The sequence below is a fragment of the Aquisalinus flavus genome (genome assembly GCF_014640095.1).
GTDB classification, from domain to species: Bacteria; Pseudomonadota; Alphaproteobacteria; order Caulobacterales; family Parvularculaceae; genus Aquisalinus; species Aquisalinus flavus.
Genome location: NZ_BMGH01000002.1, coordinates 1 through 21849 on the forward strand (window position 1 = coordinate 1; position 21849 = coordinate 21849).

Below are 21849 nucleotides of genomic sequence, written 5' to 3' on the forward strand. Positions count from 1 at the left end.
AGTGCTCAAGCAGCCTGTCGGTCTGGAAATGCGTGAGTTTTGAATGCTTTAGCTGCATCAGCCAACCTTAGAGACGTTAATCTCCTAGGTCAGCCCCAAACAAAATATTTTGGCTGCAATTCCTCTACCAAGCGCACAAAATGATATACTAGCTCGTTTCGAGGATCATCTATCGCCCTCTTCCCTATCAACGAAAACCCTTGGCAAGGAGCGCCGCCAAATAATACGTCTAAATCCCTGTTCCCAATTTTAGAAGTTTCTCGAATTTGTTCCCCAGTCAAATCTGCAACGCTAGCGCATATCGTATTACACTTTGGGAAATTATATTCGTGCACAGAGCAATGAATTGGATCTATTTCCACCGCAGCAGCAATATCAAAGCCAGCCCACTCAAATCCGAGACTGAGGCCGCCGGCTCCCGCAAAAAGATCTATTCCTATTGGTCTGTCCATAAATTTCTCGCTAAATGATTCTACATGTCTTGCCCATTAAATTTGCGATCGACAAAACGATCGAAATTTTAATCTTCCAAAAATTCAACCACTTGCTGAACTGTGAGAGCTAAATTTTCTCGTAGTTGACACTGCCAAACGATCATTGCTTGCCACCGCATATATGTTCCATATTTGTTCCGGTTGTGCAATTTTTTTTCGCGAGTTGGCACACCCTCGAAGGGACTATGCACCTAGCAATGGCGCTTTGCGCCGTAGGGCGGGTGGAGCCGTCAGGCGATACCCGCCGGCGGTGATAGCGGCGCTTCCCGGACTGGCGGGTATCGCTTGCGCTCCACCCGCCCTACGCCCTGGTTCCCTCACAAAACCCCTTGGCCCCTGCCCGCCGCCCCCCCGCTTCCTCATTCCGGCGCGATGGCCTATCCTGGGCGGGCAGGCAGAGCGGTGAGGATGGTGCGATGGATATTCTGGTTTTTCTCGGGTCGGTGCGTGACAGCACGCCGCCGCGCCCGGCGCGGCTGGGGGCGCGGGTCGCGGCGGCCTGTTGCCGGCTAGTCGCGGCACGCGGCCATGCCGCCCGGCTGATCGATCCGCTGGAGATCGACACGGGGCCTGACACAAACCCTGACACCGGCCCTGACACGGGGGACCTCAAGAAACGCGGCGTGTTCAAGCCGCATTTTGCCTATCCCCGCGGCGCGGCGCCGGGCGGGCTGGAGCGGCTGGCTGACGCCATCGGCGCGGCCGATGGCTATGTCATGGTCAGCCCGGAATATAACCATTCCATGTCGCCTGCGCTGGCGCATCTGCTGAACCATTTCGGCGCGTCGCTCTTTGCCTGGAAGCCGTCGGCCATCGTCACCTATTCGGCCGGCCAGTGGGGCGGGGTGCGCGCGGCGGCGGGCATGCGCAGCTTCCTGTCGGAGCTGGGCTGCCTGCCGGTCTCGGCGATGGTGCATGTGCCCAAGGCGCAGGAGGTGCTGGCGGGGGATGGCAGCTGGCTCGCCGATGCCGGGCGCTGGGACGGCTATGTCGGCCGGACCCTGGCCCAGCTCGACTGGTGGGCGCAGGCCGCGCGCCGCCAGCGCACCGAGGGCGAGGGCGAACCGACAAGGCCCTTCACCCGCGACCCGTCCCAGCGCAACGCCCCGTAACGGGCATGGCCGCTGGTGCGGTGCCACGCAAAATCCACGCCCGCCCTGTTGTCTGACATTGCATGCCCTCACCCGGAAAATGCTGACGCATTTTCCGACCTCTCCCGAGGGAGAGGTAGAGCAAGCCCTCTCTGAATCAGTGCGATGCGCCACCTCTCCCTCTGGGAGAGGTCAAAATCAGCCTGCTGATTTTGGGTGAGGGCAAGTTATCCCCGCGCCTCGAATAGCCCCTATAGTCCGTGTCAAGCCCGGTGAGGACCGGGTGGCGGCGCTGATCGCAAAGTGTGACCTGCACGGACGATCGGCGTATCAGGGTTCCGGTGGCATGAGAGGGTGTGCTTGCGTTCGGCGGGCGATTGAGTCACTGGATCAATCGCTTTCCCGCCTCACCATCGTCCGCCGGAGCGGTGTTCCGTCACTTAGCGTGGCGGACGGGAGGTTGGCCCTGTACCAGATCACCGCCCCCCTGAGTAAAAAGGCGGAGCGCGAGGCTACCTACATTTATTGTTTTGCTTATGGAGCCGTAGCGCTTCCACGGGCCCCCTCAATTGGTTTCACACCGCAGCGATGCTGGCGGCGCGCTTCATGCTGCCTCTCTTGTCATCCCGGCCAAGCGCAGCGCGAGCCGGGACCATGAGGAGACCTGCAAATGATCCAGTGAATCATTTGCAGCGCCGAATGCCAGAGGCCTTGCCGCTGCTGTATCAAGCCGCCTCACCGTCTCTGGCAAATAGGTCCCGGGTTGATGCTAGCGCATCCCCCGGGATGACAAGAGAGGGATCGCCGGAAGAAAATCGACTGATTGTCGCGCTGGAATTTCGCTACTGCTGTCTCGCCACCGCCTCACGGCCGGCGGACGGAATTGCCCCCGGCAATGATGCGGTTGATCAGCGCGGCGACGGCCTTGTGGGTCTCGGCGTCGGCGTCCAGCGGCGCGGCATTCTCATGGGTGGCGGCAGCATCGCGCAGAACGCCCATGATCTCGGCCTCGGGCAGGATATTGTGGTCGTTCAGGGCAAGCAGGAGCGATTCGCAGATGGAAAGCGCGGCAACGCCCGAATAATCGTTTCGATCTGTCATGGCATGCGGTCCTTGGAAAGCGGGGAGTTTCCCGGCAGCGGGGCTCAACCCGGATTTACACTCTCACAGACGGGCCCCTATGGTATACTGATCCAAAGCAGTCCCCATCCCGTATTTTTCGTTTATTTTCACAGGAACGGGAGAAGCCATTGTTACGCATCGCATCCACCCCCCTGGCCCGGAAACTCGGCGCCTTCGTCGCCCTGTCGGAGGCGGAATTGTCCGTGCTCGACAAGCTGCATCAGCGGCGCCGGTCGATCAAGGCCGGGCGCGATCTGGTGCATCAGGGACAGCCGGACCGGGCCGCCTATATCCTCGCTTCCGGCTGGGTATGCTCGTACAAGATCCTGCCCAACGGGTCGCGCCAGATCGTCGATTTCCAGATCCCCGGCGATTTCCTGGGGTTACGCAGCATTCTGCTGCATATCTCCGACCACAGTATAGAGCCGATCACGAATGTCGAGGTGTCTGAAGTTCTGTCGACGGATCTTCTCGATGCTTTCTCCGAAAATCCCAGGCTGGCCACGGCGATCCTGTGGGCCGCCTCGCGCGATGAAGCCATGGTGGTCGAGCATCTGGTCAATATCGGGCGGCGCAGCGCGATCGAGCGGGTCGCGCACTTCCTGCTGGAACTGTCCGCGCGGCTGGCCCTTGTCGGTATGGGCAGCAAGACCGGATTTTCCTGGCCGCTGACCCAGTATCATCTGGCCGATGCGCTGGGATTGAGTTCCGTACACGTCAACAGGGTATTGCGACAATTGCGCGAAGACGGGCTGGTGCATGTCAGGGAGGGATTCGTGAAGTTCATGAACTATGACGGGCTGGTGGAACTGGCCGAGTTCGACGCAACCTATCTCGAGCACAAGGGGCCGATGCTGAAATGACCTGCGGCGGCCGGGCCCGGTTCGAATGGCAAAATGCCCCGCCTGTGCAGCGGGGCATTTCCTCCCTCTCCCCCCCAAGGGCAAAAGGGACTGGATCAGCTATTCCGCGTCCATCAGGACGCAAGCTGTTCTAGACGAGCGCCTTGGTCGCTGCGTCGAGTTCCTTGCCGGCTTCGGCATCGTTCTTGGCGCTATGGGCCTTTTCCGCAGCCTGGTAATGCTTGTAGGCCGCATCTTTCTTGGTACCTGCAGGCGCCTTGTTCCAGGCGGCTTTGACCGTTTTCATCTTGTCGCCGATATTTGTTGATTTGTTTGTTTCGGGGGTCATGGAAAAATCCTTTCATGAGGTTTCCAGGGGGGTGAAGCGCACGATTTTCTCGAACCGGGGCAACAGTTCGGTCGTGCGCTTCGGCAGTATAGGTAATCGTTCATCTTGTGGATGAAGCCCTGTGTTACTATGTTTTTGGATGAGTGATACTAATCTGTGTCAGTATTTTTCAGTTTTTTCGACACTATATAATATTTGTATTCAAACCCATTTCAGGAGAATTTTATGAAAAGACATATCATCCTCGCGGCACTTGCGGCCGCTGCCCTCGGCGTGACCGGCTGTGCCGGGCTTGGCGCCGAAAGCTATGGCGACCAGCTCAAGAGCCAGGGCAACGCGACCGCCGCGCTGGGCAAGGACTGGAACGAGGGCGAGAAATCGATCGAGCGCGGCCGCGAGATGATCGAGGACGGCAATCGCAAGATCAACGATGGCGAGAGAGACAAGCGCCGCGGCACCGACATGATCCGCGCCGGCGAGCAAATGAAACTGAATGCGGAAGAAATGATGCGCCAGCGTGAAGAGCAGGCCGGCGCATAGCGTTAGATCAACCTGCGTTCAAATGAAATCATTTGAACGCAGACAGTTGATTTATTTCAATGATGTAGAACATCTTTGTTCGCCCGGTCGGGCGAACGATGCTCTAGCGCCCGCGGGCGCGGCGGAAATTGCCCTTTGCGGCACCGCCGCCGCCGCCGCCACCGCTGCCTTCGCCCTTGTGGCGGAACGTGATGCGGCCCTTGGTCAGGTCGTAGGCGGACATTTCGACGGTAACCTTGTCGCCGGCCAGCGTCTTGATGCGGAATTTGCGCATCTTGCCGGCGGCATAGGCCATCAGCTCGTGGCCGTTTTCAAGCGTGACGCGGTAATTGCCGTCGGTCAGCACTTCGGTGACTTCGCCTTCGAATTCGAGGAGTTCTTCTTTGGCCACGATCTATACCGCCGCGCGTTTCGTTGCGCGCTTGCGGGCAGGCTTTTTCGGCTTGCTGGCCTTCTCGATGCGGTCCGCGGCTTCCTTTTCCAGGCGCAGCGCGCGCAGGTCGAGGGTCTTTTGCAGCACGGCCTTGCGGCGATGGATCGATTCCGACCAGGCTTCTTTCTTGTCGGCGTCACGGAAGACTTTTTCCGCTGCGGCAGCGTTCTTGTCTGTCACGATGAATATCCTTGTCTCAGTATGGGTACGGACAAATATCTATCCGCGTCAAATATGGGGTATGCCGGAATAGGCCTGAACAGGCCCAAAAAGAGAAACGGGGCGCGATTGCGCCCCGTCTCCCGTCAATGGTCAGGCGAGCTTCAGCTCGGTCGCCGAGGTCTTGCCGCGGTCTTCCTGCAGTTCGAAGCTGACCTTCTGGCCATCTTCAAGACCGCGAATGCCGGCTGCTTCGAGCGCGGTCGCGTGGAGGAATACATCCTTGCCACCCGATTCCGGTGCGATGAAGCCAAAACCTTTTTGCGGGTTATACCATTTTACTGTTCCGTTAGCCATGTCGTTATTCCTTTCAAACAGGCGTGAGCATCCGAAAAGGGTCCGGATGCGGAGAAATGCTACCGATGTTTGGAGGGGGAATAAGAAGCTTGCTTCAGAGGCCTAATAGACGGCCTTCAATCATGGTGCCTCCGTAACATAGGACAGGACGCGCAAAAATGCAAGTTGTTTCGGGCTTTTTCCGAGACAGGCCGCTCCAACCGGCGCAGATCCTGGAGCAGCCTGCGTCCGGATGGACGCAGAGGAGCTGCTCCGGCACTTTGGAAGCGATCAACTTTCCTGCCTTCAAATGATTCAATATGAAGGCAGGCTGCTCTAGCCGACCCAGTCGCGTTTCAGCTTCGGCGCGGTGATGAACAACAGGACCGCGGCAAGCACATAGAAGCCGAAGCCTGACAGGATGGCATAGCGAAGGCTCTCATCGCCGAAGCGATCGCGCAGGCCATCGGAGATCAGCCCAATGATGAAATTGCCAAGGCCGATGCCGATGAGGTTGTTGATGAACAGGAAGATCGCCGAGGCGGTCGCACGCATGTTCGGCCCGACCAGGTGCTGGAACGCCGTCAGCACCGGCCCGAGCCAGACCAGGCTGAGTGCCTGCAGGCAGACGAAGGAGATGAAGACGAAGGTGAGGTTGTCGACCAGCACACCGACGAGGAAGAACGGGATGGTGGCGACGAAGGCCCAGGCCGGGATCAGGGCATAGGCGCCCTTGTTGTTGCCGCCGAAGCGGTCGGCCAGCGCCCCGCCGAGCCAGATGCCGATCATGCCGCCAAAAAAGAGGATCGTGCCGTAGAAATAGGCGGCATAGGAGATCGGCGTCGGGTCCGCCGGCAACAGGAAGCCGGGCAGGAAGCCCATGAATTCCGGCAATTGCTCGCCGAAGGACCGCACGAAGAAAGACGGCAGCCAGAAGATCAGGCCATAGCCCATCATCGAGGAGGACGCCGCGCCGAAGGCGAGCGTCCAGAAACTGCCCTTGCTGCGCAGCAGGGCGAAGACGGCGGAGAGTTTCGCCGGGCTGCGGTCGGCGTCCTTTGAATCATATTGTCCGCGTACCGGTTCGCGCATGGTCAGCCGGAAGATCGGCGCGATCGCAAGGCCGGCAAGGCCGACAATGATGAAGGCGGCACGCCAGCCGATAATGTCGGTCAATATGCCGCCAAGGATGATACCGAGCGCCGAGCCGATGGGAATGCCGAAGGAATAGATCGACAGCGCCCGGGCGCGCTGGTGCGGCGGGAAATAGTCCGAGATCAGCGAATAGGCCGGGGCGACGCCGCCCGCCTCCCCCACGCCGACGCCGAGACGGGCAAAAAACAGGTGCCAGAAATTCTGGGCGAGGCCGCACACGGCGGTCATCAGCGACCAGACCGACAGGGCGATGGTCATGATCCAGGTGCGGCTGGTGCGGTCGGCGAACATGGCGATCGGAATGCCGAGGAAAGTGTAGAACAGCGCAAACGCCATCCCGCCCATCAGGCTCAGCTGCCAGTCGGCCAGGTTCAGGTCGGCCTTGATCGGCACGGCGAGAATGCCGGTGATCTGCCGGTCGATGAAGTTGAAGGTATAGACGACGACGAGGATGAACAGCACCCAGGCGCGATAGGCCGCGGAGGTGACCGGCCCTGTCTCGGAAGCGGTCGCGGGCTCGGCTGGTTTGGGATCGATAGTCGTCATGTCGGATCAGTCCTGCTGGTTGAGAAAGGCGCGCACATCAGCCAGGCTTTGCGCCGGGGCTTCTTCCTGCGGCGCGTGGCCGACACCCGGATAGAGGATAATCTCCGCATCCGGAATGACTTCCGCCATGGCACGGCCCTGGGAGGACGGGATCATCCTGTCCTCCTCGCCCCACAGGATCAGCGTCGGGGCGGTGATGCGGGCAAGGTCGCCCTCCGGCTCCGGCAAGGTGAATTCCTCGAGGTGCTTGATGAACGCAGCGCCATTGCCCTCGCGGCGCATCATGTCGCCGAGCAGCTGGCGGCGCTCGGCGCTCGCCTTCGCCGGGTCGGCATAGACGAGATTGATGGTCGCATCGATACCGGCCTCCGGCACGGTCAGCAGGAAGCCCTTCATCGCGGCGGGGATCTCCGCCGGCTGGTCGGTGACGCCATTGATCGAATAGGCCGCGGCATCGACCAGGATCAGCTTGTCGACGCGGCTGGGATTGGCTGCGGCGAAGCGCCAGGCGACGAGCCCGCCAAGGGAGTTGCCGCCAATGATTGCGCTGTCGATGTCGAGCGTGTCCATGACGCTGCGCACGAACTCGGCGCGCTCTGCCGGGGAATAGCGCTCCAGCGGATCGGGCCCGGTCAGGCCATGACCGAGCAGGTCATAACGGATGACGCGGTAGTCGGCGCTGAGGTCAGCGGCCCAGGCATCGAAGCTTTCCAGCGAGAAGGTGAAGCCATGGAGCAGGATAATGACCGGCGCATCGGCCGGGCCTTCCTCGCGCAGCCTGAGGCGCGCGCCATCGACTTCGACATAGCGGTCGGCATCGGTGAAATATTGCTGCTCCAGCGCGCTTGGCGGCGTGCCCTGCATCGATTTCAGCACGATGAACCCTCCTGCGCCGATCACGCCAAGGATGATGACCAGTCCGATCAGCAGAATCTTTTTCATGGTAATTCTCCGTGCCCGTCATTGCTGAACCAGTGATGCCCTGTCGGCATCGCCCGCGCAAGGCACACATTCAGTGAAGACGGGAGGGCACGACTTGCGCCCTCCCGTGGCCGCCCTAGTAGCGGAACTCGATCGAGCCGGTCACGGTGCGCGGGGCGCCGTAGAAGGTCGAATAGGCGGAGTCGGCGCCGAGCTGGCTCGGCGTGACGAAATTGTACGCGGCGACGCGATAGCGTTCATCTGTCAGGTTGCGGCCATAGATGCCGAGACGCCAGCGATCGTCGGCGCTGGTCCATGTCGCGCTGAGATCGAAGAGGGTATAGGCCTCCGGATCGAGGGCCGGACCGCCATTCGGGAAGATCGCGTTCTCCCCTGCGCCGAAGCCGTCATTCTCGACGTTGAACAGGTAATAATCGTCGCGATAGGAGGCGGCCCCGTTGAACCCGAGCTCGGAGCCATTTGCGAGCGGATAGAGATAGTTGAACCCGAGGCGCGCGGACAGTTCGGGCGTGTTCTGGGTGACGAACTGGTCGGCGATGTTGACGCCGCCGGACAGGATCTCATCGATCTCCGCATCGATATAGCCGAGGACACCGGTCAGGGTCAGCCGGTCCGTCGCCGCCAGCGAGCCTTCGAGCTCGAGGCCCTTATAGGTCGACGCACCGGCGTTGAATACGGACGACACGAAGGTGTCGTTGGTGCCGTCATTGTCGCTGTCGGCCCCCTGCTGCACGGTAATCTGCTGGTCGGTATAGTCGGCCATGAAGATGGTTGCAGCATAGGTCAGGCGATTGTCCATCGTCCGGCCCTTGGCGCCGAATTCGAAGCTTTCGACGGTTTCAGGACCGAAGCCTTCCTCGGACAGACCGAGCGGGTCGAGGTCCTCGCGGGCGCGCGGGTCGAAACCACCAGCCTTGAAGCCTTCCGCATAGGACGCATAGAGCGTCAGATCGTCGACTGGACGATAGCTGACGGAGACGCGCGGCGTGAATTCCTCATCGGAACGGGTCAGCCCTTCATAACCGGTCTGGGTCGCCAGGAATACGGAAGTGGCGTTCGACGGGTCGAAGGAGCCGGAGCCAAGCCCGAGCCAGGCTTCGCGCAGCACGTCGGCGGTCGTATCGTCCTGGGTCAGACGGCCGCCGACTGACAGGTCCCACTGCTCGTTTATCGCCCAGGTGACATCGGCATAGGCGGACAGGTTTTCCTTCACCTGATAGCCGCCCTGATAGATGGTCAGGCCGAGAGCGGACAGGATGACATCGAACGCGCCGGAAGCCTCGCCATCGAGGTAGTAAATGCCGGCGACGCCGGAAAACGGGCCGGTCTGGAACAGTGCCTGCAATTCGTGACTGTCGGAGCTGTCATCATAGAAGGCGGGCACGTCGAAATCCGCCTGCGGCAGGGCGTCGAAGTCGATCGGCGTGACCGTGCTGCTTTCGCGATGGGCGCCGATATATTTCAGCGTCAGGGCGTCGCTGACGGTCCACTCGGCGGTCAGGGAGTAGCCTTCAGTCTCGACCTTGTTGTCGTCACCGATACCGGCGCGCGTGTCGTACTCATCATCCGTAACCGGAATGGTACCAGTTGCACTAGGCAGAAGACGATGGCCGTGCTTGGCATTGGAATCGTCTTGCGTGCTGTCATAGGAGAATTCCAGCTGGAAGGAATCGGACGGGCGCCAAAGGGCATTCAAGCGGCCGGAAATCAGGTCCTTGTTATAGTGATCGGCACCAGTGTTGAGGTTCTGCCCGAAACCGTCGCGCTTGTAATTGGCAATGGCGCCGCCAACGGCAAAAGTATCGGATAGCGGCACCGAGCCCGACAGGATCTGGTCGAACTGGCCATAGGAGCCGACATTGACCCGCGCACGGAATTCCGGCTCTTCGAGGTTGAGGTCCCTGGTCACGTATTTGATCGCGCCGCCGATCGTGTTGCGGCCATAGAGCGTGCCCTGCGGGCCGCGCAGAACCTCGATGCGCTCGACATCGAAGATATCGAGAACGGCGCCCTGGGGACGGGCGATATAGATATCATCGACATAGACACCGACACCCGGCTCGAAGCCCCAGAGCGGGTCCTGCTGACCGACACCGCGGATGAAGGCGACGAGGGTGGAGTTTGAGCCGCGGGCAACCTCGATCGTCGCATTCGGCGTCAGGCGCTGCACATCGGTGATATCGACGGCACCGATGTCATCAAGGTCTTCTCCGGAGACGGCCGTCACGGCGAGCGGCACGTCCTGCAGCGATTCTTCGCGGCGGCGGGCGGAGACGACGATAACATCGTCACCCTGCTCGCCGTCGGCAGATTCCTGGGCCGCTGCCGGTGTCATCACGACCGCCGATATCGGCAGCATGGAGACCCCCGCGGCGAGCATCAGGGCCAGTCTGGTTTTCTTCAGTGTGGTTCTTTTCAATCCATTCATGGGATTTCCCTCCTTATGGTGTGGCTGTTTTGGTATTCATGGTCTTTTGTGCGCTCACCCCGCGAGCAAAGACTTCTATGGCTTGATTGAACTGGTCGGGCTCTTCCACATGGGGAGCGTGGCCAGACCGGGTGAATTCGACAAGGTCGCTGACAGGCAGGGCCCGCGCGACGAATTGCGCCGTTTGCGCATGATAGAGCTGGCTGTTGGCGCCATAGGCAACAAGCGCAGGCACCTGAATCCGGCCAAGGTCATCCCGGAAATCCTGATCGACCATGGAGTGCCAGATCGCTGCGAGGGTCGCGACATCGCCGCGTTCGGCAAGTCTTGCGACGTCATTGACGATATGAGGATTGGTTTGCGCGAATTCCGGCGAAAAAATTCTGGGCACGAACTGGTTCACCATTTTCGGCCAGTTGCCGGTCATGGCGGTCGTCGCGCCGGTCGCCTTGTCATAGTCTCGCCCGTCCATCAGGCCGAGCTGCCAGTCCGGTGTATTGTGGATCATCGGGCTCATATCGACAGTGACGAGGCCGCTGATCTGCGCAAGCCGTTCCCGCGACAGCAGGTGCCACAGCACCATGGCGCCAAGGGACCAGCCGACAGCGATGACATTGCGCAGGCCGAGGCGGGTCAGCAATTCCTGCACATCGTCCGCCAGCAGGGCGACGCCGGCCTGGGGCGCAGCGTCCGACAGGCCATGGCCCCTGAGGTCAAGGCAGATCACGCGAAAGGTCGACGAGAGTGCAGCCATCTGCCGGGAGAAAAGCGAGCCATCGACCGACCAGCCATGCACGAACAGCAAGGGCGCTCCTGCCCCTGACTCGCGCCAGGCAAGCCTGCCTCCGTCCCGCAAGTGCAGGTGATGGACCTGCATCGACTACCTCCCGATACGCACGCTGAATTATTTTTCTATTGTCAGCGATCCTCCAGGCTGGCACCGTCTGTATATAAGACGTGAATCAGCCATCATATTGAAACATGAACCATCTATCACATTTTGTCCATACCCTTCCCGATACCGCCCCTAAAACGGCGCGTGGCCAGAAAACATGGGCGCGCATCCTCGAAGCTGCCGAGCATGAATTCGGTGAAAAAGGCTTCCACGACGCAGCGATCACCGGAATTACCCAGCGCGCCGGCGTGGCGATGGGCACCTTCTATGTCCACTTCAAGAGCAAGGAAGAGATCTTCCGCACCCTCATCGTGCATATGGGCAAGGTGACCCGGTCATGGATCGGCCAGCGCGTGGCCGAGGCACCGACCCGCCTCGAGGCCGAACGGATCGGCTTGCAGGCCTTCATCGAATTCGTGCGCCAGCACAAGAACCTCTACCGCATCGTCAACGAGGCCCAGTTCGTCGCGCCGGAAGCCTATCGCGACTATTACACCGCTTTCAGCCAGGCCTATCAGCGCCGCCTCGACGAGGCCGTCGCCCGGGGCGAGATCGAGGCCGGCAATAACGAGCACCGGGCCTGGGCCCTGATCGGGGCCAACGTGTTCCTCGGCCAGCATTACGGCATCTGGGACGACAGCGTTGACCTGCAGGAAGTGACGAGTAATGTCGGCGACCTGATCGTCAACGGCCTCAGCCGCAAGAATGATAACAAGGGAGATCAGGAGTAAGGGCCCATGGACCAGATTCCGGATCTTTTGCAAAAATCAGCCGAGCTTGATCCGGACAAATGCGCCCTGGAAGAATGGGAGACGGGCAAGAGCGTCAGCTATCGCGCCCTCGATGACCGCGCCGGACGCGTTGCCTCCATGCTCAAGGCTGGCGGCGTGGCCGAAGGCGACCGGGTCGCCATTGCCTGCCGCAACCGCATCGCGTTTTTTGAAGTCCTGTTTGCCTGCGCCCGGCTCGGCGCCATTCTCGTGCCGCTCAACTGGCGCATGCCGGCGGCTGAAATGGCCGGCCTGATCGCCCTGACGGAGCCAGTGCTGGCGCTGAGCGGGGCGGAAGACCTCGAGACCATCGGCGCGGCGGCACCGGGCCTGCCGGTCATCGGTCTCGATGATCCGTCAGCGGAGGGGTACGAGGCACGGCTGGGCACGGCCGGCGTGCTGCCCTCCCGGTCATTCTGGCCCGCGACCGACTGCTGGTATCTCCTGTTCACCTCCGGCACGACCGGCAGGCCGAAAGCGGTGATCCAGACCTATGGCATGGCCCTCGCCAACTATATCAATATCGGCCGGGCGATCGGCCTGAACGCCGGCGACACCACGCTCAATTTCCTGCCGCTGTTCCATACTGCCGGGATCAACCTGCACACCCTGCCGACGCTGTTCGAGGGGGGCAGTGTACTGATCATTCCCGCCTTCGATCCCGGCACGGTTCTGTCGCTGGCCGCCGCCGGACGGTTCCAGACCTTCTTTGCCGTGCCGACCGTCTATCAGGCGCTCGCCGAGCATCCGTTCTTTGCCGTGACCGACCTGTCGGCAGTGCGCCACTGGGGCTGCGGCGGTGCGCCCCTGCCCGACCACCTCGTCCGTCTTTATGCGGCGCGGGACATCATGGTGTGCAATGGCATGGGCATGACCGAGACCGGGCCGACGCTGTTCCTGATGCAGCCGGAGAAGGTGACCGCCAAGGTCGGCTCGATCGGCAAGCCGCAGCTGCTCTCGCGCGTTCGCATTGCCGCAGCGGAGAAGGGCGCGGGCGACGTCGGCGAGTTCCAGATCAAGGGTCCGGCGGTCACGCCCGGCTATTGGCGCGATGACGCTGCCACCGCCGAGGCATTCACCGCGGACGGCTGGCTGAAAACCGGCGATCTCGGATGGATCGACGGGGACGGCTTCTACTATGCGGCCGGACGATCGAAGGAGATGTTCATCTCCGGCGGCGAAAACGTCTATCCCAAGGAAGTCGAGAACGTGCTCTGCGCCCATCCGGGCATTGCCGATGCCGCCGTGATTGGCGTGCCCGACGAGAAATGGGGCGAGGTCGGCAAGGCCTTTATCCAGCCGGTTGAAGGCAGCAAGACCGACCAGACTGCCTTTCGCGACTGGTGCCGCCAGAACCTCGCCGCCTACAAGGTGCCGCGATATTTCACCATCGTCGACGACTTTCCGCGCACCGCCGCCGGCAAGATCCAGAAACATCTCCTGCCCGGAGCGGCGCGGCATGGCTGAAGCGGTTCAACTCGTCCGGACACTGACACAGCAAGACTTCGACCGATTTGCCGCGATCAGCGGTGATGACAATCCGATCCATGTCGATCCGGATTTTGCGAAAGAGACCCGGTTCGGCACGACCGTTGCGCATGGAATGTTCCTGTATTCGGTCCTTGAGGGCCTGGCCGCCACCGCCGCCGGCGAGGCCGCGATCGTGGCAACATCGCTCATGTTCCCCGCTCCCGCCCGGCTGGGCGACGAGATCGCCTTTGCCGTGGAGGACGCAACACCCGGGCGGCTCGACCTGACGGCGCGGCGCACGAGGGATGGCGAGATCGTTTGCATGCTGACGCTTCGGCTTGGCAGGCGATCATGAAGGTCGGCGACAGCGCCCGGACCCGCCGGCAATTCACCTCGGCAGAGGTTGCGCAATGGCAGGCGCTGACCGGCGGGCATGACACAAGCGGCATTGTGCCAAACCCGCTTGTCGCCAGCCTTTTTTCCTATCTGCTCGGGGTAGAGCTCCCGGGAGCGGGTACGAACTATCTGAAACAGGAGATCGAGTGGCTCGCCCCGGCACCTCTGGACAGCGTGCTGACAGCCAGTGTCAGCATCACGCGGCTGCGGCCGGAGAAATCCCTGGTCGACCTGGCGACCCGGTGCACTGACGAGAGCGGTAACGAGATATGCACCGGCCGGGCGCTGGTCTATGTCGGTGAGGTAATGTCCTGAACCCACACCGCCCGATGGTGTTCTCCTTGTGACACGCAAAGGAGTACCCATGGCCGAGACCAAGAACCAGTATGACATGCGCGATCCGCGCGACCAGTATCCCCAGCCGCCCTTTCCGCGCCAGCCCCAGGAGAAGCCGGGCTTCACCGAGAAAATGGACCCGCGCCCTGACCATGGCGAGGAAAGCTATCGGGGCTTTGGCCGGCTCAAGGGCCGCAAGGCTCTCATCACCGGCGGCGATTCCGGCCTCGGCCGCGCTGCCGTGATCGCCTATATCCGCGAAGGCGCCAGCGTCGTCTTCAACTACCTCCCCGAAGAACAGGAAGACGCCGACAGCCTGATTGCGCTTGCCGAAGCTGAAGGCGGCACGATCCACGCCATTCCCGGCGATTTGCGCGACCCAGACCTGTGCGCGGCTCTGATCGTCAAGACGGTGGAATTGCTGGGCGGGCTCGATATTCTCGTATGCAATGCAGGCCATCAGGTGCGCCAGCCGGGGATCGAGGACGTCTCTCACGAGCAGTTCGACGAAACGATGAAAACCAACGTGTACGCCATGTTCTGGCTGTGCAAGGCGGCGGTGAAGATCATGCCGCCGGGGGCTGCCATCATCAACCTGACATCGAACCAGGGCTTTTCGCCCGCTCCCTACCTGCTCGATTATGCGACGACGAAATTCGCCATCCGCGGCTTCACCGAAGCGCTGGCGCAGGGCGCCCTCGACAAGGGCATTCGCGTCAACGCTATCGCGCCCGGCCCGTTCTGGACCCCGCTGCAACCGTCCGGTGGGCAAACGCAGGACAAGGTCGAACAGTTCGGCAAGGCGACGCCGATGGGCCGTCCCGGCCAACCGGCAGAGCTCGCCCCGACCTTCGTCTTCCTGGCATCGCAGGAGTCCAGCTATATTTCCGGCGAGATTTTCGGCGCGACAGGCGGCAAGCCGATCAGCTGACCCGTGCCCGCCGCTGTCCCATGAAAAAAGGCCGGCGGAAGGTCCGCCGGCTTTTTCGGTTCAGGGGAAAGGTGATCCGTATCAGTTGTAAAACGTATTCACCGACGTGGTAAATTCGGAATCGGCAAAGTCCGGCCAGTTGTCCTTGTCGAAGCCGGGTGCTTCCTTCAGGCGCTCCTTTTCGACGTTCAGCACCATACGGTGATTGTCGCGGTCTACGCCAAACTGGGTGAAGGGCACGGCGAAGAACTTGTCGCCCATACCGAGGAAACCACCGAAATCGAGAACGGCATATTCGATCTTGCCGTCATCCGGGTTGATCATCAGTTCCTTGATGTGGCCGAGGTCATCGCCCTGGGCGTTGACGACGCTGTCGCCCGTAATGGATCCGGAAGATAGAAGATAATTACTCATGAGCGCATTCTCCTTGTAAGCATTTTAAAAATATCAGTAGCGAGATGAACGGCACCATGCCGTCATCGACTCACAAACCCGTGAGGCATTCCACCCGTTCCCGACAGAGAACAGGATTGAGCAAATTTAATGCTGTGGAGGTATCCGAAGAATTTTAAGGATCACGCAACTTCCGCCGGGGAGAACAGAACGAGGATGTCGATGTCTTCCTCGATATCATGGAAACGATGCTCGACCATGCGGGCGACATACAAGAACGCCCCGGGGCCGACGCTGGCTGTCTCTCCGCCCACGGTAAATTGCCCCCTGCCCTTGATGACATAGTAGATTTCATCCTGGCGATGGGGCGTCTGCGGATCCTTCTCGCCTTTCTTCAGGCGATAAAGACCGGCGCTTATTGCCGGGACGCGCAGGAATTCCCGACACTCGACGGAAAGGTCGCTTTGCCGGGCAATCCGGGCGGCGATATCTTCAAGATGCATTTTCATGAGCGGGTAACGGAGATTTCACCGCAATAGTTGCCCGGTCCGGACGGCACGGGCTTACTCCAGGCCGGCGGCCTTCATGACATCCTTCGGCCAGCGCCGGTGCAGCCACAGCCACTGGCCGGGATTGGCCTTGATGATCTGACCCAACGCATCATTGATCTGCGCCGTCAATGCCTCTGCATCCCTGTGCGTTTCCCCGGTCGGGGAAAAGACCAGCGGATCGTTGAAGCTGACGCGGAAACTGGCGCCGTCGAGGCGGCGGATGCCGATCGGCACGACCGGCGCGTCATATTTCAGCGCCATGCGCGCGGCGGCGGATGGCGTCATGGCGTCATGGCCCATGAACGGCACGCGTATGCCGTCATTGAGCTTCTGGTCGACCAGCATGCATAGCGACAGGCCGGAATTGAGGAAGTTCAGCAGTGCCCGCCCGCCGCGCTTGCCCTTCGGCGCCTGGTGACGGGTCATCACCCCTGCCCGCAGGTCGATGATGCGTTCGTCGACGATCGGGTTATTGGCGGCGCGATAGACGATGGCGAATTTCACCCCGGCGCGATACAGCACCGTCCCGATCACTTCCCAGTTCGCCATATGCGAGGTGACGAAGATGACCGGCCGCTCCTGTTCGATCAGGGAACGGAGAATTTCCTCTCCCTCGACCTCGACGCGCCCGCCATCCTCGAAGGCGCGGAAGCACTCAAGATGCGGATACTCGCCGACGGTACGGCCGAGATTTTCCCAGACCTTTTTCAGAATCGCCCGGTTCTCGTCATCGCTGTTTTCGGGGAAGACAAGGCGCAGATTGTTCAGCCCGCGCTTGTGTACCGGACGCAGCCACGGACCAACAGTACGCAGCAGCCCGCCCATGAAGGCGCTGGCGCGGTCGACGCCCATCAGCTCCATCAACGAGAACATGCCATGCATGATCGTCGCCTCGAACTGGTGCTTGAGGGTGATATCCATATTGGCGCGGCGCTCGGGCAGCTCCGCCTCGCCGTCCCACCGCATAGGGTCTGCAGCGCTCAGCGGGTCCGGAAAATTGGTCGATCGGCTCATCTGGTGCCTGTCCTGTCTGTCGTCTGTGGCGCCCTCAATCGAGACGCCAACAACTCGCCCAAGCGGGTTGGATCGTCAACTGCCATGCGCACTGGCAGCGTCTTCACGGTCTCGCGAAACGCCGCAGGCAGCCGGACATGGTCCTTCTCCGTCGTGATCAGGGGCGCGCCATGCTGCCTGGCAAGCGCCTGCAGTTCCGCCAGGTCGCCGGGTCTCCAGGCGTGGTGGTCCGGGAAATCCCGGGTCGCGGCGAGCGTATAGCCGGCGCGCGCCAGCGTTGCATGAAACTTCGCCGGGCGGCCGATACCGCAAAACGCGACGACTGTTTCCGGCGCCGCCGCAAGCGGGGCAAGCCACGCCCGGAACAGCGGCAGGCTGCCGGCAAAGTCTGCAAGGTCGGCAGGGACCGCCGCCGCCTCACTGGCCGTCACCACGACCACGGCATCGGCCCGCGACCGCGCCTCGACCGGTGCCTCGCGCAGGGGCCCTGCCGGGAAGACGAGACCATTGCCGAAACCGGCATCGGCATCGACCAGCAGGAAAGAGCAATCCTTGACCAGCGCCGGATTCTGGAAACCGTCATCCATGATCAGGACGTCGGCGGCGTCAGAGGCAAAGAGCATCCGCGCGCCGGCCTCCCGGTCACGGGAGACGATCACCGGCCCGTGGCGGGCGAGCAGAAGGGCTTCGTCGCCGGTCTGGTCTGCACAATGGTCGGGCGCGACTTGGAGAGGGCCTGTTTCCGTGCCGCCATAGCCGCGCGTCAGGAAGCCGGGACGATGGCCAGACTCTGCCAGCAGGCCCGCCAGGAAGATCGCAAACGGCGTCTTGCCGACCCCGCCCATGGAGGCGTTGCCGACGCAGATGACCGGCCCCGGGGCCCGCCATGGTATTATGGAAGCGCGCTTGCGGCGGTCGATCATGCGATAAAGGGAGGATACGGGCGACAACAGCCGCGCGACGGGATGGTCAGCGCCATTCGGGTTGGACCAGAAGCCCGGTGCGCCGATCATTTTGTCTCGACCCCGGTCGGTGCCCGCACGGCGCCGGGCAGGATAGGCTCCAGCGCGCCGACGATATCGCTGAGCACTTCCTCGGCGTTGGACACGGCCCAGCTCTCGGCATTCTCGGCCATCGCCTCGCGGGTCATGGTATCCATCAGCAACCGGACGATGGCGGCGGACAGGTCGCGCTCATTGCGGACAAGGGCGGTGCCGCCGGAGGCGCGCATATCACGATAGGTATCGGCAAAGTTGAAGATGTGCGGGCCGTAGAGAATGGCGCATTTCAACAAGGCCGGCTCGAGCGGGTTGTGGCCGCCGATCTCGGTGATCGATCCGCCGACGAAGGCGATATCGGAGAGGCGGTAGAACAGGCCGAGCTCGCCGAGCGTATCGGCGATATAGATCTCGGTATCATCCGCAATCCGCTGCCCCTGGGAACGGCGAACGGCCTTCAACCCCTTGGCCTTGCAGGTAGCGGCGATCTCGGCTCCGCGGTTGGGATGGCGCGGGGCGATGATCGTCAGCAGGCGGTCAAACCGTGCAGCGGCGCGCTCGTGCGCGCTGAGAACGATTTCCTCTTCACCGGGATGGGTGCTGGCGGCAAGCCAGATGGCATGACCATCCAGCTGCGCCTTCAACTCGGCAAGTGCTTCCTCCGTGGCCGGAAGGGGCGCGGCAGTCATTTTCAGATTACCGAACATCCTGACGTCGCCGCCATGCAGCTCGGCAAGGCGCTGCTCGTTCTGGGTATCCTGCGCCATGATGACATCGAAGGCCGAGAGCAATTCGCGGGCGGCATTCTGGCGGCTTTTCCACGATGCATAGGATTTCGGCGAGATACGGCCATTGACCAGCGCCATGGGAATGCTCCGCGCCCTGGTCAGGTGAATGAGGTTCGGCCACAGCTCGGATTCGACGAACAGGCAGGCATCAGGCCGCCAGTGATCGAGAAACCTCGTGACGAAAGCCGGGTGGTCGATCGGCGCATATTGGTGGATCGCCTTTGGCGGCAGGCGGCCTGTCATCAACTCTGCGGAGGTGACGGTGCCTGTCGTGACAAGAAAATGATAGTCGTGATGGTCTGCGCCCAGCCGTTTGACGAGGGGCAGGATGGACAGGCTCTCGCCGACGCTGGCGCCGTGGATCCAGACGAGCGGGCCGTCGGGTCTCGGCCTGCTGGCGAGTCCGCGCCGCTCATCGAGCCGCGCCGGGTCCTCCTTGCCCTCTTTCAGACGCTGTTTCAAAGCCATGGATACAAATGGCCCCATGATGCGCGAGGCCACCCTGTATGTTTTCAGGGAGAACGCATTGGTGGCCGGCTTGCCAGGCGGCGGTGTCGGATTGTCCTTACTCATCGATCCTGTCGTACGGCCCTTTGCTCTGCCGGAGCAACCGGCTCGTGCCCCATGGTTTCGTCGGCAATTCTGGTAACATGGTTCAGTGCGGCCTCGATTTCCAGCCTTGAAGCCTCCATCGCCTCGGGGCCGTCACCGGTGACCGAAATACCCTCGCCGAAGACATAGCACCCTTTGGTGAATGGCAGGGGCAAATGGAACCGGTCCCAGCTATCGAGCAGTTTCGCCCGCTTCGAGGCATAGCCGACGGGATAGACCTTGGCGCCGGACAGCCTGGCGAGCTGGGCGACCCCGGCATGGCAGCGTTGGCGCGGCCCGCGTGGCCCGTCCGGCGTCAAGCCGACCGCCTCGCCATCCTTCAGCGCCTTCAGCAACGTGCGAAAGGCGTCGGCGCCGCCCTTTTTCTTGTCCTTCTTGCGCTCGTTCATGGTCGAGCCGCGGGCAAAGGAGATGTCGAAATGCTCCACCGCCCTGGCAATCATGTCGCCGTCGCGATGCTCTGAAATCATGAACCAGAACCGCCTGCCCTCATAAGTCTGGCGCATCGGCACCATCATCAGGAGGCGCGAATGCCAGAAGGCGACGATATATCCCTCTTCGCCGCGCTGCAGCCTGTCGAGAATATCCTCGCCGATCACTTCGCGCTTCGTCGTCCATTTGACGAGATTGATATAGGCCGGCCCGGCCCAGCCGAGCACCCACATCAGGAACGGATTTGCTTTTGCCTTCTTGGCCATGGAGAGACGGTGCCCGGTTGATCAGGCATGGCTCCTAGCATGTTATGCTGCAAGCGCAAAAGAAACTGATACTCCGCCGACCGGACTTTAACACGAAAGAAACGCGCCTGGGTCATTCTTGTGGTAGGGTGTGCGCCCCGCAGCATAAGGAATAAGCCTGCCCCATGATGTCGATCCCCGACTCAGGTCCCTGGCGCCTCACCGATGCCACTGTCCCGATTGGCATGGTCGCGCCCCCGGTAGCCGCGAAACTTGGCCTGAAACCGACGCAGGATGGCTGCTATCGCCTGATACTCGATATTGACGGGGATGGCGATATCGAGGCGATCTGGCCGACGGGCGGAGCGCCGGAAACGCAATCGACGACCGTGCGGGCGGGTAATGCCCATGTCTGGACCCGGATGGCAGATCTGCACACCCATATCGACAAGTCGCAGACATGGGCTCGCGCGCCCAATCGCGACGGAACGTTCAATGGCGCCAAGGAAGCGGCCAAGGCCGACCGCACCGCGCCATGGTCCCGTGAGGATGCCACCGCGCGGATGGAATTCGCCCTGAAATGCGCCCTCGCCCACGGTACGCGCTCGATTCGCACCCATCTCGACAGCCAGAAGGGCCGCACCCAGCCGACATGGGAGGCCTTCGCCGATTTGCGGGATAGCTGGGCCGGACGCATCGCCCTGCAGCCCTGCGCCTCACTCGGCGCGGCAAAGCTGATGGATGGCTATGGCGAGGAGGTCGCGGCGCTGACGGCGCAATATGGCGGCGTGCTCGGCCCGGTGCTTTATCCGGGGCCCGAGGCGGCGGCGCAGGTCAGGCGCGCCTTCGATCTCGCCGAGCGCCATGATCTGCCCATCGATTTTCACACCGATGAAAATCTCGACCCGGACTCCAGCGGCCTGTCCCTGATCGCGGAAGAAGCGATCCGCCGGCGCTGGCAGGGCAGCATTGTCTGCGGCCATTGCTGCTCGCTGTCGCTGAAACCGGCAGACGAGGCACAGCGGGTGGCGGACCGGGTCGCAGAGGCCGGCATCGGTGTCGTCGCCCTGCCGATGACCAACATCTACCTGCTGGGCCGCGAAGCCACCTCGACGCCGGTCTATCGCGGGCTCGCGCCGATCCATTTGCTGCGCGCCGCCGGGGTGGCGGTCGCCTTCGGGTCGGACAATTGCCGCGATGCGTTCCACCCCTATGGCGACCACGACCTTGTCGAGGTCTTCCGCGAGACCGCTCGCATCGGACATGCCGATATGAGCTGGGGACCATGGGCCGATGCCGTCGCCGCCGTACCGGATCGCCTCATCGGCCTGCAGGAGACCAACAGCCTGAAGCCCGGAGCCGCCGCCGATCTCGTCATCTTCCGGGGCCGCAGCTTTTCCGAGGTTTTCTCCCGCCTCGGCGCCCCGCGCATCATCGTCGTGAAAGGCCGCGCCCTGTCGGAGGCGGAAGCGACGCCGCCGGCCTTTTCCGAGCTCGACGGCCTGTCAGGCCTCGCCCCGGCGGAATAAGCGCCGGTTGCAAACCGGTGCGGACAGCCGCAAAGTCCCGTTTCACAAGGCA

At 61.9% G+C, this 21849-nt stretch carries 24 protein-coding genes and 1 pseudogene; 9 read left to right on the top strand and 16 right to left on the bottom strand.

The features are described from left to right. Positions 1-95: 95 nt before the first annotated feature. Positions 96-452, bottom strand: a pseudogene (locus tag IEV88_RS15400) (DNA cytosine methyltransferase); the annotation flags it as partial. 458 nt (positions 453-910) lie between these two features. On the opposite strand from IEV88_RS15400, the gene IEV88_RS14460 reads away from it, so the two are divergent. Then, positions 911-1606, top strand: a complete 696-nt coding sequence (locus IEV88_RS14460) for an NADPH-dependent FMN reductase (protein WP_188160713.1) — start codon at positions 911-913, stop codon at positions 1604-1606. A gap of 843 nt (positions 1607-2449) precedes the next feature. Here the strand turns inward: IEV88_RS14460 and IEV88_RS14465 are convergent. Further along, entirely contained in the window at positions 2450-2686 is a 237-nt protein-coding gene (locus IEV88_RS14465) for a hypothetical protein (protein ID WP_188160712.1), read from the bottom strand. A 149-nt stretch (positions 2687-2835) separates the two neighbouring features. Here IEV88_RS14465 and IEV88_RS14470 point away from each other — a divergent pair, with 149 nt between their 5' ends. Then, entirely contained in the window at positions 2836-3570 is a 735-nt protein-coding gene (locus IEV88_RS14470; RefSeq protein WP_188160711.1) for a Crp/Fnr family transcriptional regulator, read from the top strand. 130 nt (positions 3571-3700) lie between these two features. On the opposite strand, the gene IEV88_RS14475 is transcribed toward IEV88_RS14470, so the two are convergent. Next, on the bottom strand, positions 3701-3898 hold the full coding sequence (locus IEV88_RS14475; RefSeq protein WP_188160710.1) for a hypothetical protein: 198 nt from the start codon (positions 3896-3898) through the stop codon (positions 3701-3703). 225 nt (positions 3899-4123) lie between these two features. Here IEV88_RS14475 and IEV88_RS14480 point away from each other — a divergent pair, with 225 nt between their 5' ends. Beyond that, complete coding sequence (locus tag IEV88_RS14480) at positions 4124-4438, top strand: hypothetical protein (RefSeq protein WP_188160709.1); 315 nt, start codon at positions 4124-4126, stop codon at positions 4436-4438. 103 nt (positions 4439-4541) lie between these two features. Here IEV88_RS14480 and infA read toward each other — a convergent pair whose 3' ends face one another. From infA to IEV88_RS14515, 7 genes are all read right to left on the bottom strand, one after another. Next, the gene (infA, locus tag IEV88_RS14485) at positions 4542-4829 is read right to left on the bottom strand and encodes a translation initiation factor IF-1 (protein WP_188160708.1); all 288 of its coding nucleotides are present in this window, start codon (positions 4827-4829) and stop codon (positions 4542-4544) included. 3 nt (positions 4830-4832) lie between these two features. Further along, on the bottom strand, positions 4833-5051 hold the full coding sequence (locus tag IEV88_RS14490) for a hypothetical protein (protein WP_188160707.1): 219 nt from the start codon (positions 5049-5051) through the stop codon (positions 4833-4835). 132 nt (positions 5052-5183) lie between these two features. Beyond that, entirely contained in the window at positions 5184-5387 is a 204-nt protein-coding gene (locus IEV88_RS14495) for a cold-shock protein (RefSeq protein ID WP_188160706.1), read from the bottom strand. Between the two features lie 315 nt (positions 5388-5702). Continuing rightward, positions 5703-7067, bottom strand: coding sequence for a spinster family MFS transporter (locus IEV88_RS14500; protein WP_188160705.1), 1365 nt, complete (start codon positions 7065-7067; stop codon positions 5703-5705). Between the two features lie 6 nt (positions 7068-7073). Continuing rightward, complete coding sequence (locus IEV88_RS14505; RefSeq protein WP_188160704.1) at positions 7074-8009, bottom strand: alpha/beta fold hydrolase; 936 nt, start codon at positions 8007-8009, stop codon at positions 7074-7076. A gap of 115 nt (positions 8010-8124) precedes the next feature. Beyond that, positions 8125-10437: a TonB-dependent receptor gene (locus tag IEV88_RS14510; protein ID WP_206711398.1), complete on the bottom strand. Its 2313-nt coding sequence runs from the start codon at positions 10435-10437 to the stop codon at positions 8125-8127. A 13-nt stretch (positions 10438-10450) separates the two neighbouring features. Further along, positions 10451-11314 (bottom strand): alpha/beta fold hydrolase, encoded by an 864-nt coding sequence (locus IEV88_RS14515; protein ID WP_188160703.1) that lies wholly within the window; start codon positions 11312-11314, stop codon positions 10451-10453. 104 nt (positions 11315-11418) lie between these two features. On the opposite strand from IEV88_RS14515, the gene IEV88_RS14520 reads away from it, so the two are divergent. The 5 genes from IEV88_RS14520 to IEV88_RS14540 are packed head-to-tail and all read left to right on the top strand — an operon-like array spanning position 11419 to position 15235. After that, positions 11419-12063: a TetR/AcrR family transcriptional regulator gene (locus IEV88_RS14520; RefSeq protein WP_188160702.1), complete on the top strand. Its 645-nt coding sequence runs from the start codon at positions 11419-11421 to the stop codon at positions 12061-12063. 6 nt (positions 12064-12069) lie between these two features. Then, entirely contained in the window at positions 12070-13569 is a 1500-nt protein-coding gene (locus IEV88_RS14525; protein ID WP_188160701.1) for a class I adenylate-forming enzyme family protein, read from the top strand. Beyond that, positions 13562-13927, top strand: a complete 366-nt coding sequence (locus IEV88_RS14530) for a MaoC/PaaZ C-terminal domain-containing protein (RefSeq protein ID WP_188160700.1) — start codon at positions 13562-13564, stop codon at positions 13925-13927. The genes IEV88_RS14525 and IEV88_RS14530 overlap by 8 nt, the downstream gene beginning before the upstream one ends. Next, positions 13924-14283 carry a hotdog family protein gene (locus IEV88_RS14535; protein WP_188160699.1) on the top strand — a complete coding sequence of 120 codons (360 nt, stop codon included), beginning with the start codon at positions 13924-13926 and terminating at the stop codon, positions 14281-14283. Before IEV88_RS14530 ends, IEV88_RS14535 begins: the two co-directional genes overlap by 4 nt. A gap of 49 nt (positions 14284-14332) precedes the next feature. Beyond that, the gene (locus IEV88_RS14540; RefSeq protein ID WP_188160698.1) at positions 14333-15235 is read left to right on the top strand and encodes an SDR family oxidoreductase; all 903 of its coding nucleotides are present in this window, start codon (positions 14333-14335) and stop codon (positions 15233-15235) included. 81 nt (positions 15236-15316) lie between these two features. On the opposite strand, the gene IEV88_RS14545 is transcribed toward IEV88_RS14540, so the two are convergent. The 6 genes from IEV88_RS14545 to IEV88_RS14570 form a co-directional block, all read right to left on the bottom strand. Further along, positions 15317-15649: a PRC-barrel domain-containing protein gene (locus IEV88_RS14545; RefSeq protein WP_188160697.1), complete on the bottom strand. Its 333-nt coding sequence runs from the start codon at positions 15647-15649 to the stop codon at positions 15317-15319. Between the two features lie 161 nt (positions 15650-15810). Next, complete coding sequence (locus IEV88_RS14550) at positions 15811-16131, bottom strand: cupin domain-containing protein (RefSeq protein ID WP_188160722.1); 321 nt, start codon at positions 16129-16131, stop codon at positions 15811-15813. A 60-nt stretch (positions 16132-16191) separates the two neighbouring features. After that, on the bottom strand, positions 16192-17193 hold the full coding sequence (locus IEV88_RS14555) for a lysophospholipid acyltransferase family protein (protein ID WP_188160696.1): 1002 nt from the start codon (positions 17191-17193) through the stop codon (positions 16192-16194). Further along, complete coding sequence (lpxK, locus tag IEV88_RS14560; protein WP_194420243.1) at positions 17190-18206, bottom strand: tetraacyldisaccharide 4'-kinase; 1017 nt, start codon at positions 18204-18206, stop codon at positions 17190-17192. Before lpxK ends, IEV88_RS14555 begins: the two co-directional genes overlap by 4 nt. Then, entirely contained in the window at positions 18203-19552 is a 1350-nt protein-coding gene (locus IEV88_RS14565) for a 3-deoxy-D-manno-octulosonic acid transferase (protein ID WP_188160695.1), read from the bottom strand. The genes lpxK and IEV88_RS14565 overlap by 4 nt, the downstream gene beginning before the upstream one ends. Next, the gene (locus IEV88_RS14570) at positions 19549-20289 is read right to left on the bottom strand and encodes a lysophospholipid acyltransferase family protein (protein ID WP_188160694.1); all 741 of its coding nucleotides are present in this window, start codon (positions 20287-20289) and stop codon (positions 19549-19551) included. Before IEV88_RS14570 ends, IEV88_RS14565 begins: the two co-directional genes overlap by 4 nt. A 164-nt stretch (positions 20290-20453) precedes the next feature. Between IEV88_RS14570 and IEV88_RS14575 the strand changes: the two genes are divergently transcribed. Continuing rightward, entirely contained in the window at positions 20454-21797 is a 1344-nt protein-coding gene (locus IEV88_RS14575; RefSeq protein WP_188160693.1) for a cytosine deaminase, read from the top strand. Positions 21798-21849: the final 52 nt, after the last annotated feature.

What these genes read in the sequence shown, in the direction of transcription:
- IEV88_RS14460 (WP_188160713.1), top strand. Translation starts at nt 911, where the DNA reads ATGGATATTCTGGTTTTTCTCGGGTCGGTGCGTGACAGCACGCCGCCG.
- IEV88_RS14465 (WP_188160712.1), bottom strand. Translation starts at nt 2,686, where the DNA reads ATGACAGATCGAAACGATTATTCGGGCGTTGCCGCGCTTTCCATCTGC.
- IEV88_RS14475 (WP_188160710.1), bottom strand. Translation starts at nt 3,898, where the DNA reads ATGACCCCCGAAACAAACAAATCAACAAATATCGGCGACAAGATGAAA.
- IEV88_RS14480 (WP_188160709.1), top strand. Translation starts at nt 4,124, where the DNA reads ATGAAAAGACATATCATCCTCGCGGCACTTGCGGCCGCTGCCCTCGGC.
- IEV88_RS14495 (WP_188160706.1), bottom strand. Translation starts at nt 5,387, where the DNA reads ATGGCTAACGGAACAGTAAAATGGTATAACCCGCAAAAAGGTTTTGGC.
- IEV88_RS14500 (WP_188160705.1), bottom strand. Translation starts at nt 7,067, where the DNA reads ATGACGACTATCGATCCCAAACCAGCCGAGCCCGCGACCGCTTCCGAG.
- IEV88_RS14505 (WP_188160704.1), bottom strand. Translation starts at nt 8,009, where the DNA reads ATGAAAAAGATTCTGCTGATCGGACTGGTCATCATCCTTGGCGTGATC.
- IEV88_RS14510 (WP_206711398.1), bottom strand. Translation starts at nt 10,437, where the DNA reads ATGAATGGATTGAAAAGAACCACACTGAAGAAAACCAGACTGGCCCTG.
- IEV88_RS14515 (WP_188160703.1), bottom strand. Translation starts at nt 11,314, where the DNA reads ATGCAGGTCCATCACCTGCACTTGCGGGACGGAGGCAGGCTTGCCTGG.
- IEV88_RS14520 (WP_188160702.1), top strand. Translation starts at nt 11,419, where the DNA reads ATGAACCATCTATCACATTTTGTCCATACCCTTCCCGATACCGCCCCT.
- IEV88_RS14525 (WP_188160701.1), top strand. Translation starts at nt 12,070, where the DNA reads ATGGACCAGATTCCGGATCTTTTGCAAAAATCAGCCGAGCTTGATCCG.
- IEV88_RS14530 (WP_188160700.1), top strand. Translation starts at nt 13,562, where the DNA reads ATGGCTGAAGCGGTTCAACTCGTCCGGACACTGACACAGCAAGACTTC.
- IEV88_RS14535 (WP_188160699.1), top strand. Translation starts at nt 13,924, where the DNA reads ATGAAGGTCGGCGACAGCGCCCGGACCCGCCGGCAATTCACCTCGGCA.
- IEV88_RS14540 (WP_188160698.1), top strand. Translation starts at nt 14,333, where the DNA reads ATGGCCGAGACCAAGAACCAGTATGACATGCGCGATCCGCGCGACCAG.
- IEV88_RS14545 (WP_188160697.1), bottom strand. Translation starts at nt 15,649, where the DNA reads ATGAGTAATTATCTTCTATCTTCCGGATCCATTACGGGCGACAGCGTC.
- IEV88_RS14550 (WP_188160722.1), bottom strand. Translation starts at nt 16,131, where the DNA reads ATGCATCTTGAAGATATCGCCGCCCGGATTGCCCGGCAAAGCGACCTT.
- IEV88_RS14555 (WP_188160696.1), bottom strand. Translation starts at nt 17,193, where the DNA reads ATGAGCCGATCGACCAATTTTCCGGACCCGCTGAGCGCTGCAGACCCT.
- lpxK (WP_194420243.1), bottom strand. Translation starts at nt 18,206, where the DNA reads ATGATCGGCGCACCGGGCTTCTGGTCCAACCCGAATGGCGCTGACCAT.
- IEV88_RS14565 (WP_188160695.1), bottom strand. Translation starts at nt 19,552, where the DNA reads ATGAGTAAGGACAATCCGACACCGCCGCCTGGCAAGCCGGCCACCAAT.
- IEV88_RS14570 (WP_188160694.1), bottom strand. Translation starts at nt 20,289, where the DNA reads ATGGCCAAGAAGGCAAAAGCAAATCCGTTCCTGATGTGGGTGCTCGGC.
- IEV88_RS14575 (WP_188160693.1), top strand. Translation starts at nt 20,454, where the DNA reads ATGATGTCGATCCCCGACTCAGGTCCCTGGCGCCTCACCGATGCCACT.